Consider the following 10181-nt stretch of genomic DNA (forward strand, 5'->3'; position numbering starts at 1 on the left):
GCTCTGTACGAGGCGAAGAAGGCGGGCCGCGGCCGCGCTGCGGTCTTTACAGAAGAGCTTCGCAGTGCCGCGATCCATTCGAAAGAATTGGCGGACGAATTCACGCATGCGCTCGATCGCGATGAACTCGTTGCATTCTTCCAACCGCAGTTCAATGCAAACACATTGGAGATTGCCGGCGTCGAGACACTGGCCCGTTGGGATCACCCGCAAAAGGGTTTGCTCGCCCCGAACAGATTTCTCGACGTCGCGGAAAAGCTGGGGCGTACCGGCGACATGGATAGGCTGATCCTGCAAAAGGCTCTGTTCGAGCTGACGAGATGGGACAGCTTGGGGATGCAAATTCCACGTGTCTCGGTCAACATTTCAGCGCGTCGACTGGCGCAGGCAAATCTGCTTGCCGAGCTGTCCGCGCTTCCCATCGCGAAGGGTCGTCTGTGTTTCGAGCTGCTCGAGACAATTTCCTTCAATGATCTTCAACCTGTTCTCAAGGAAATCATTCCAGCCGTCAAAAAGCTTGGCATCGAAATCGAGATCGATGACTTCGGCACCGAACATGCCAGTATCGTCAGTTTGCTTCGATTTGAGCCGCGACGCCTGAAGATCGATCGCGAAATTATCAAGCCGATTATCGCATCTCCATCTCAGCGCCGTCTGGTCTCCTCCATCATCGAAATCGGCCGATCGCAGAACATCGACATCGTTGCAGAGGGCGTGGAGACCATGGAGCATGCGAAGATCCTGAAAGATCTCGGTTGCCATATATTGCAAGGTTACGCTCTGGCACGACCAATGACCTCGGAGCAGCTGATTGAATTTTGCCGTATGAAGGACAAAGGAATGACAGAGGCAGGCCGATAGCCGAATGGCGGCGGTCTCATCCAGCAGGACGACTTTTACGTTCTTGCGGGCATTCTCCATGGCAATATCAGCAACCAGGCTACGCTCGCCTGCCTCGAGGCCATCATCTCCACCCGGATCCTCGCCATCCATGGCAGAGCCGTCTGCAGAACCCCTTCGAGGCCTTCAATCCGCTGAAACGGGTCGATCGTTATCTCTTCGAGACGGCCCGCAATTTAACACGGTCGGTCTTTTCGCTTAGATCGAGACTGGTATTTGCGTTGCGTAATTCGCAGCCTTTGGCTGCTGCCTGCGAAATTATGGCGCCTAAAACAACACTTCTTTGACGCTGCTTTGACGGTAGGGCGCTACGACCGGTTTGCGAAGTTACGCAGAGGGATTTCAGCCGGTTATGCTTCAGTTCGATTATCGCAAAAGCATCGATCTTCCTTTCGGAATCCCGATTTCCCTTCCCGGTTGCTTGCCAGGCGCCGCAGGTATGGCAGACTGGTCTCTGGATGCCAGGTCTTCGACCTGCCAAACGAGCGCATCGGAGGCAACGGGGGCGGGGCCGGTGGATCGCATGAACAAGGAGCACGATCCGTTTCGGATGTTCCTGCTCGGGCCTTTTGCCCTTGTGGATGCTGAAGGGCGGTCGGTTACTCCGAAATCCAAAAAAGCCCAGGCTCTTCTGGCGATGCTTGCGCTGTCCGCCCGGGGCTCGCGCTCGAGAATCTGGCTTCGGGACAAGTTGTGGAGTGATCGCTCCGACGACCAGGCGGCAGCCAGTCTGCGCCAGGCCCTTTTGGACATTCATAAGACTCTCGGGCCCGCACGTGATCTCTTGATTGCGGATAAGAATACCGTTTGGCTGGATATGGACCGACTCGTGCTTGATACCGAACTGGTGGTTCGGACAAACCGGTCCGCGGATCAAATCACCGACGAGTTGCTCGAAGGTATAGACATCCGCGATCCGGAATTCGAGGACTGGTTAACGCTTGAACGCCAGAACTGGTATAGCCGGCTCAATGTCGGACAAGTCCACGATGTCTTCGAGCCGCGACAGCAGCCGAGCCGCGATATCGCCAAACATTCCGCCCTGCTGCCTCTGACGGGTGCCCCGGATGTGCCAAGACAAGGCAAACCCGCGGAAATCGCCAGCAGCAACCCATATCGTCGGCCGGCCGACGGTGACTGGCAATGGGTTATGGTCCTTCAGCCCCCGATCGTGGTGGGTGTTGGAGAGGGCGGACAAATTGCTGCGACCCGGTTCCAGAATCTCATTGCAAAAGCCATCACCGATGGGCTGGCCATTGGCGTCAGCGACCGCTCCTTCACCTTGCCGGATATTGAAGGGAGCGAACAGCGGATCAGCCTTCCGATATGCCTACAGCTTCGCCTCACGTTTGACGGTGACATGGTGATGATCGAACTGGTGATGAAGCACCTGATCAACAACCGTATTCATTGGCTGAGCAGTCAGGCAATCAACCGCACGCAGTTCGAGCGGGGCGAGTTCGGCACCGCCGCTGCGCTGATCAGCCAGGCCGTCGATCAACTGGCCTATTTCCTGGAGACCCAGGCAAACGACCGTCGATTGTCGCAAGACGGCCTCCTGATCGACGCCGTCAATGCGATCTTTCGGCTGTCGCGTAGCGATCTGGATAATGCGGAGCGGCGCCTGGAAGAACAGATCCAGTATCAGCCGCGGTCATCGACTTTTGCCTGGCTGTCATTCATCCGGACTTTCCAGGTTGGCCAACGTTTCAACGCGCTTGACGCGCATCTGATCGAGGAAGCTCAGGCATATGCGCGCAAAGCGCTGGAGCTCGATCCGCAGAATTCCGTTTCGCTCGCGCTCGTCGGCCACGTCCATTCATTCCTGTTCGGCGAATACGACTATGCGGCCAACCTGTTCGAAAAATCGATCCGCCTGAATCCGGCCCTGCCGCTCAGTTGGGACCTCTACGCGATGCTGCACTGCTATGCAGGCCAGCCCGACAAGGCGGTGGCCATGGCGCGTTGGGTACAAGAGCTCGGCGTCTACAGTCCGCATAAATATTACTTCGATACGACCAAATGCATTGCGGCAGCGCTTGCGGGCGATCATACCGCAGCCATAGCTGCAGGCGAAGAAGCCCTGCGGGCACGGCCGAACTTCAACAGTCTGCTGCGCTATCTTGCCTCCAGTCACGCCCATTCCAACAATCTCGGCGGCGCGCGGCATTACCTGCAGCGTCTTGAGGCGGTCGAGGGCGGCTTCTCCATCAACGCCTTCCGCGGCAGCGGCTATCCGCTGCTCGACACAGGCGGCGGCCAGATCTTGATCGACGGCCTGCTCAAGGCCGGCGCCAAGCTGCGCTGAACTCCGGACAAATCTTCACATCATCGCGCAAGGAGGCTCCAATGGAAGCGGACACTACTGAGGAATCGCAATCGAAAATTGTTTCATTTCTAAACAGTTATAAATTCAGGATTGAGCCGGATACGGTCCTTCCATGCGAACCCAGGGATGCAGGTGCTGATCCTCTCGCCGGTGCATCGCCAGTTGCGCCTGATGCAGCCCCCGAAGCTGTGCTTTTCCTCGGCACGGATGACGATGGATCGCCCCTGCCCGGGCCAATGATGGCGACGATGGCCGTAGCCTCGGTCCTCAACAAGAGCGTCGCAAACAAGTCGGTGCTCAACAAGGCGTCGCTGAACAAAAACAAGAACAAAAATAAGAATAAGAACAAGAACAAGTCGACGATGGACGGCGGCAGCCTCGGCGTGTCGCAGCTTATTCCCTCCTTCGAGCTGCGCAGGCTGCACCAGCAGCCATCACGCAACGCCTATACCGCGGCGCGGCGCTTCACCTGGGAAATGCTGGATATACTTCCGCCGCCCGGCCCGGATTATACCCGCCTCGAAACGACGGTGCTGCTCTCTATGCAACGCCGCGACCGCGAACGCGTGCGACGCCTGCCCGATATCCAAATCGAGTCGACGATCTCCGTGGGGGAATTCACCCGCGCATTGCATATCGAGGATCTCGGCGGTTTCGAGCAGACGGAAGGCCTTTTCCAGGCGATCCTGACGGCCTGCGAATATGTCGGACTGATCTACAAGAGCCAGTTCAACCGGCTGCGGCCAAACCAGTTCGAGCCGATGCTGCGGCCGTTGCTGGCCGTGCCGGTCCACGAGTCCTATCCCAGCAACCATTCGTTCCAGTGCTTTTCGATCGCCTTTGCGTTCTCGACGATCCTGCCGGAACATCCGGCCACCGACGAGCTTGCCCGCATCGCCCAGAACGTCGCCGAAAATCGCGAATGGGCCGGCCTGCACTATCCGAGCGATACGCAGGCAGGGCGAGATCTCGCCCGGCGTTTCGCTCCCTACCTCCACGACGCGTTCGGTCCTCTGTTCCAGGCCGTACACGACGAATGGGTCTGAAATCGCCAGTTGCACAATAGGGATCATGAACATGACGGATCAAACACAAATGCCTGAGCCCGCACCGATCAACTACTATTATCTCTGGCACCTGACTGCCCTTGGCGTGGTCGACGCGGAATACGGATCGGCTCCGCCTGCTCCACCAGCGCTCGATGCGAGCGCTGTACGCGCGCTCCCCGATCCCCTCATTACCGGCACGGTCTGGGATGCCATCGCTTCCGCCGGCCCGTTGCGACCCGCGCGGGTCGCGCTGATCGATGTCGGCGTATCTCCGGATCATCCCAATCTGGCAACCCGGCTTGACCGGGAGGCGTCAATCGATTTGACGACCCATCGTTACGGTGCGCGCGTGCTCGAAATACTCGATACGACGACGTCGTTTGACCGCGAGGAAAGACATGCCTTCTTTGCCGGGCTCGACATCGCTCCGCTCGGCAATATCGGCCTTTCGAATGACGACCGGGACTATCTCAGTGACCTGGTTGCCGAATATGCCACGTCGGAGGGTGTTCTCCGGCGGCTCTACAATCCGGAATCGCTGTTTGCGTCGCATGGTACCTGCTGTGCAGGGCTGATCGTCGGCGAACCCGCCGTTGTTGCGGAAGAAGGCACGCCAAGCCTTCCGCCGGAAGGAGCCTTCTACGGTGATAGTGACGAGCTGCGCACGAGCGGCAATCGCAATGTCATCCCCTATTTCGGCGTTGATCCTTTCTCAAGGCTCATCTCGATCAGAACGTCCTTCGAAGACGATGTCAGGCAGTTCATTGCGGCCTTCCTTTATGGCTATCTTCAGAAAGCAGATGTGATCGTCTTGCCGCGCGGTCTGCCTGACCCGAAACGCAGCATCGTCGATCCGAAGAACGAGCTGAAGGCCGACCTGGAATTATGGAAAAACCAGGATGCCGCCAATCTCTTCGCGCGCATTGCCCTTGCTGATCAAGGTGGACCTGAACTGGAGCCGAAGGCTGCGCAGAAAGGCTCCAATCCGGATCGTCCGTGGCATGTCCTCAAGCAACTCATCCTCGCCATCAGCCGGCACATCCCGATCGTCTGCGCCGCAGGAAACAGTGGCGAGAGCCAGCTGATCTATCCGGCAAGTCTTGCCGCCGACAACAACGGCGTCATTGCAGTTGGGGCCGTTACCGTCGAAGGTTTCCGTTCGGGCTATAGCAATTACGGCGAAGGATTGACGTTAGTCTCCCCCTCTGACGACGGGGAGGTCTTCAACAGGCATCAGTTGCGCCTCGACCGGCTTTCTCCATTTGCCGCGCAGCACGACTACAGCGCTTTTCGAACACGGGAATACTACTATTCGCACTTCTCGCTGCTGACGACGGACCTGTCGGGGATATTCGGCTATAATCAGGGCTCCGATCCGTGGTCGGCCATCGTGCCGTTCGGAACCAATCCGGGCATCGGGGGCGGATACTACACTCCCTTCGGGGGCACATCAGGCGCGTCGGCGCAGGTGGGCGGGTTATGCGCCCTGATACAGCGGGCTTACAAAAGCCGCCACAATCCCGGTGACCGCCTCTCGGGGCCTCAAGTGAAATCCATTCTGAAAGCTGCGTCCCGCCTGGACGCCATTGTCGCGCCTGGCACGAGGAAATTGACGGCGGATTGTATGAACGCCGAGAGCGAGGATGCCGTCGAGATGGCCTATTTCTTCGGGTCGGGCCTGCCGAATGCGCGGGCAGCGGTGCAGGCGGCTCTGGCGATCTAACCCCGCGGCTGCTTCATCCAGAATTCCAAGCCTCCTCGATCGAGGAGGCTTTTTCTTTGTTTACGTCATTTTTACGGATTTTTAACGCGGAACTGGCGGGCGAATGACGCCCTCGGGGGATAGTGCCTCTCAACAGACGACGCACAACGTTCCGATGACGGACGACGTCGTCTCGAACTCCGGCATTTTTGCCCGAGATGCAATCTTGATCCGCCCGAAGACAAACTCACGGAGGCTGCCGATGTCCGCGACCCGCATACAACAATTGGCAGATGAGGCGCGCCTCCTGCTCAAGCGCAATCCCCTGATGGCAAGTACCGTCTCCCTGCAGCGCGTGGCAACACGCAACCTTTTGAAGCGACGCGTCCAATATGGCCGCACGCTTGCGGCGGCTTCGAAGCTCGCCGGTTGTTCGGCTGGGGTAGAGGCATTGTCAGGTTATTTCCCCGACCTTGCAGATGGCGGATACACGCGCCTGCCGGAGCTTCCGCCAGCGGTTGCCGGACCGGTCGGCGCCGACCCTTACCGTTCATCCGTACTTGCAGCCTGGATGGGTGCGCTCGCGCGCAGTCTGGAATGGCAGGCAGCCCGCCCCGATGTGCAGGTCGTCGGCCGCTATCTGCAGCCGGATCTGATCGCATCGGATCTTGAACTCGAACGTCAGCCAGCGTGCCGGCTCTCTTGCGGCATCGGCCTGGTGCACATCGAAAATCCGGCGCGAAGCCGTATCATGCAAGCCCTCCTGCGCCAATGCATGCCGGACTATCCCCGGCCCGGCTACCCGATCACGGACGATGCGGAACTGGATCGCATCGCCGACCATCTGGAGAAGGCCTTCGCATTAATCGCGGACTTGGACGAGTACGGCCATCAGCGTCTGATCGCCGGCCTGCACACGCTTTACGTTGGCGTCCGGCGCGAACCGCAGTGCTCCTTTTCGAGCTCGAACGAATTGCCGGGCAGCGCGCTCATCGTCCTTTCCAGAGAGAGATTGCGCGCCGGCGATCATGCCGCGACAGCGGCCCAACTGCTTCATGAGGCGGGGAATATCCTGCTCGGGTTTTATACGACCTCGGCGGCAGCATCCCTGCCTGGCGAGTTCCAATATGTTTCCCCATAYAAGAAGGACCTACAGACGCTCGAGAGCATCCTGCATACGGCCTACACCATTCCCTGGGAATGCGCCTTGCGCATGGCATGCCTATCCACCGAGACGGATCCTGAGCGCCGCGCCTGGAAGACGGCATTCATAATTGCCTATGCCGCGCGGCAAGTCCCGCTCATCGACATCGCTCGGAAAGGTATCGAACGTCTCGGCGGCGATGTCCTCCTCGACCTCCCAGACATCGCCGCCATTCCTTCCTGGAGCAGTCGGATCTTGTTCCTCGTGAGCCAGTTGCTTGCCGAAGAACCCATTGCGCACCGGCAGGCGCATCTGGCCGAGTGCCAGCGAGTTCTCGATCGCCAAGCCTGGGATATCGGACAGATGCTGCTGCGCGGCAAGGAGCCGATCGATCCTCGGATGGGCCGGCGGGAGATCGATGACAGCGGCGACAATGTCAGCCTCTGGTACGACGGCAAATTCCACGTGATTGCGAAGACCCCGGACCATGCGATGGGCGAGGATTACGGACACTACGCCGCGACGATCCGTGGAGTTGCGCCCAGCGAGATGGAGGCGATCTGATGGTCAATTATCGGTCTAGACGATTGTCAGCGGCAATCCGTGCGCCCGCCGACTTCCCGAACTTCTTCGCCCACAGCCTGGGGTGGGGCGGCAGAGGGGCTCTGTTCACCGGCAATAGTGTCGATCCTGCCGAGGAACGGAGCCCCAATGTTACCAGGCCTGCGTTCGGCGTCTCGTTGGAGGGTTCCAATATGCCGGATGAGGACGAATATGTCTCCACCGCAATGGATCACGACGACGCCTTCCTGACGCCTCTTCGCCATCGGCAACGCGACTTCGCAGGTTTTCGCGAAATCGACTTCGTCATTATCGGATGCGGCGGCTTGGGCTCGCAGATTGCCATCCAGCTTGCGGCCCACGGCGCGCGCCATTTCTTTCTCGTGGATGCGGATCGTATCGACGAGAACAACTTGAACCATGTGCCATGGGCGAGCGAAGCTGATCTCGGCCGGCTGAAGACGGACAAGCTGGCGACCTGTCTGGCCGCGTGTTTCTCGGCCAATGCCTTCGCGCTGCCGGAATTTGCGGAAGGGGCCGCAGCGCTCCGATTGATCGCAGATTACGCCCACAATCCGTTCGTCGTTCTTGCCGGCGACGATTCTCATCCGGCCCAGGAGTTCCTGACGGCCTGCCACGCATCGAAAGCCGGCCTGCCGCCCCATCTGCATGTCGGCCGCTCCCAAGCACATGGCATGGCAGGTCCCTCGGTCGCAGTGCATGAGGACGCATCTCCCCTCTGCCATTGCGCCGAGGTCACAACCGACGACGGCTTTCTCGCTCCACCGGCCGCTGCCGAGAACGCATTTATCGCCGGCCTTGCCGTGTCGCGGATTGCCCAAAAATGCCTTTCGAGACACTCGGCCGCACGGGGACGCCGATGGATATTGGACCTCAAAGGCAATCAGGCCGAGCTGCGTTCTCTCTGCGAACACACCGAATGCAAGGTATGTCCATGAACACGCTATTTTCGTCGGGATATTGTTGCTCCGTTGGCGCAACTGCCGGAAAGAACGATGAGCTGACGATATCCGAAGCTCTTTGCGATCCACTGATCGCCATGGTGATGCGCGCCGATGGCGTGACCTCCGAAGAATTCAAGCGACTCCTTGAGGCAGCAGCCCGTGAGCTAAAAGCCAATCTGGCTGATGGTTGACGAGCATGTGTGGCCGATCTCGGTGCGATACCATCGCCCGGCATTGGCACTGGCCGCCCCGCGGAGTTCAGGCACAATGAGGTTCGATATGTCGAGAAGCTTCCCAACGATAATTCTTGTTTTTGACGAAGGGAAAGATCGCAAGGTGATCGGCACCGCTCGCGAGGCTGCCCAACTGTTGCTGAAGGAATGGCCCACTGACGATGGTGAAGAATTCCTCACGGCGGTGAGAACCTGTTTGGAGGTCCTTACCGGAGATACCGACCCCGAGAAATTGCATGAGGCGATCGTCCGCGCCGCATATGAAGCGGGTATTGCAGCGATCACGACTGATAACAGCCTTGGTATTTTCAGGATCTATCCAGTCAGCCAGGTCAGATAGTTGGCCGCCGTTCACGCGCTCATCGCAATCCCGCTCCCATCGAGCCGCTGCGGCTATCGCCGTGGGCTCTGCGGAGCTCTTACTGCGGAGCGAGCAGAAGAAGCTCTTTGGATCCGACAGGCGATCGGTTCAGCAAAGTTTCAATTGACCGTTTCCGATGGCGAGGCGACACTCGCAACCTGTAGCGAGGCAGGAGGAGAAACGATGGACGACCTAGACCGCTGGCGCGACATGGCAAGCGCACCGAGAGACGGTAGCCGGATCCTCGTCACGATTCGCCAGTCCGAACAGGGGCCGGCGGAAGTTGACCTCGCCTATTGGTCGCATGGCGATCAGTTCGGTGCAGAAGGCTGGCGCGCCTCTGATTCCTCGCCCGGGCACATCATCGAATATGCCGAGCCGGAATTGAAGTGTTGGATGCCGATGCCCTCGGCCAACCTCAATCGCACCTCGATGCCCTCCCCCTGGGAAGGCGACGATGACCAGGAGCTCTACGGGTCAGGGATTTAGGAAATCTGGCCGAATTAAAGTGGTTCCTGCCTCCGCGAGAGGTCCAGATTGCCGTCCGCCACGACTGCGGCGCACCACGAGGTCCCTGCTCTGGAAACGGCACACCAAATTGGGGTTCAACCGTATAAGCCTAAGCGCCTAAGCTGCGCGCACCCTGTCCCGGCCGCTCAGCTTAGCGGCATAGAGTGCTTGATCGGCGCGTCGATAAAGGTCCGACGCGCTGTCTGACGGGGCACAAGTGGCGATGCCGGCAGAACAGGTGTAGCTGAAGTCGGGCGATTCAGGCAGAGGCCGGGAGAAGCGGATCACCGTCAGCATGCACTCGACCATGGCAATGGCATCTTCCGGCCCGGTTGCCGGCATCACCAGAAGGAACTCTTCTCCGCCGACCCGCCCAAAACAATCGTTGCGGCGAACATTCTGATGAATGCGATGAGCAAAATCGCGC

General features: G+C 59.1%; 10 protein-coding genes and 1 pseudogene. 10 read left to right on the forward strand and 1 reads right to left on the reverse strand.

Annotated elements, in window-relative coordinates; genetic code table 11:
- The 10 genes and pseudogenes from AC1D1Z_RS29555 to AC1D1Z_RS29600 form a co-directional block, all read left to right on the forward strand.
- A partial coding sequence (locus AC1D1Z_RS29555) for an EAL domain-containing protein (protein WP_477852475.1) occupies positions 1-861 on the forward strand: 861 nt, incomplete at its 5' end.
- 134 nt (positions 862-995) lie between these two features.
- Positions 996-1088: pseudogene (locus AC1D1Z_RS29560) on the forward strand (ABC transporter ATP-binding protein); the annotation flags it as partial.
- 164 nt (positions 1089-1252) lie between these two features.
- Positions 1253-3208, forward strand: a complete 1956-nt coding sequence (locus AC1D1Z_RS29565; protein ID WP_439007617.1) for an SARP family transcriptional regulator — start codon at positions 1253-1255, stop codon at positions 3206-3208.
- Positions 3209-3249: 41 nt separating this feature from the next.
- Positions 3250-4275, forward strand: coding sequence for a phosphatase PAP2 family protein (locus AC1D1Z_RS29570; RefSeq protein ID WP_439007616.1), 1026 nt, complete (start codon positions 3250-3252; stop codon positions 4273-4275).
- A gap of 31 nt (positions 4276-4306) precedes the next feature.
- Positions 4307-6001, forward strand: a complete 1695-nt coding sequence (locus AC1D1Z_RS29575; RefSeq protein WP_477852477.1) for a S8 family serine peptidase — start codon at positions 4307-4309, stop codon at positions 5999-6001.
- Between the two features lie 103 nt (positions 6002-6104).
- Positions 6105-7688: an aKG-HExxH-type peptide beta-hydroxylase gene (locus tag AC1D1Z_RS29580; RefSeq protein WP_477852479.1), complete on the forward strand. Its 1584-nt coding sequence runs from the start codon at positions 6105-6107 to the stop codon at positions 7686-7688.
- Positions 7688-8644 (forward strand): ThiF family adenylyltransferase, encoded by a 957-nt coding sequence (locus tag AC1D1Z_RS29585; protein ID WP_439007613.1) that lies wholly within the window; start codon positions 7688-7690, stop codon positions 8642-8644. Before AC1D1Z_RS29580 ends, AC1D1Z_RS29585 begins: the two co-directional genes overlap by 1 nt.
- Positions 8641-8841, forward strand: coding sequence for a hypothetical protein (locus tag AC1D1Z_RS29590; RefSeq protein ID WP_018448466.1), 201 nt, complete (start codon positions 8641-8643; stop codon positions 8839-8841). Before AC1D1Z_RS29585 ends, AC1D1Z_RS29590 begins: the two co-directional genes overlap by 4 nt.
- A 76-nt stretch (positions 8842-8917) precedes the next feature.
- Positions 8918-9223 (forward strand): DUF982 domain-containing protein, encoded by a 306-nt coding sequence (locus AC1D1Z_RS29595; protein WP_018448465.1) that lies wholly within the window; start codon positions 8918-8920, stop codon positions 9221-9223.
- 204 nt (positions 9224-9427) lie between these two features.
- A complete protein-coding gene (locus tag AC1D1Z_RS29600) occupies positions 9428-9733 on the forward strand; it encodes a hypothetical protein (RefSeq protein WP_112908576.1) in 306 nt (101 codons plus the stop codon).
- Between the two features lie 138 nt (positions 9734-9871).
- Here the strand turns inward: AC1D1Z_RS29600 and AC1D1Z_RS29605 are convergent.
- The coding region (locus AC1D1Z_RS29605; RefSeq protein ID WP_477852482.1) for a GGDEF domain-containing protein at positions 9872-10181 on the reverse strand (310 nt) is incomplete at its 5' end.

The organism is Rhizobium sp. P1_E1 (assembly GCF_056406015.1).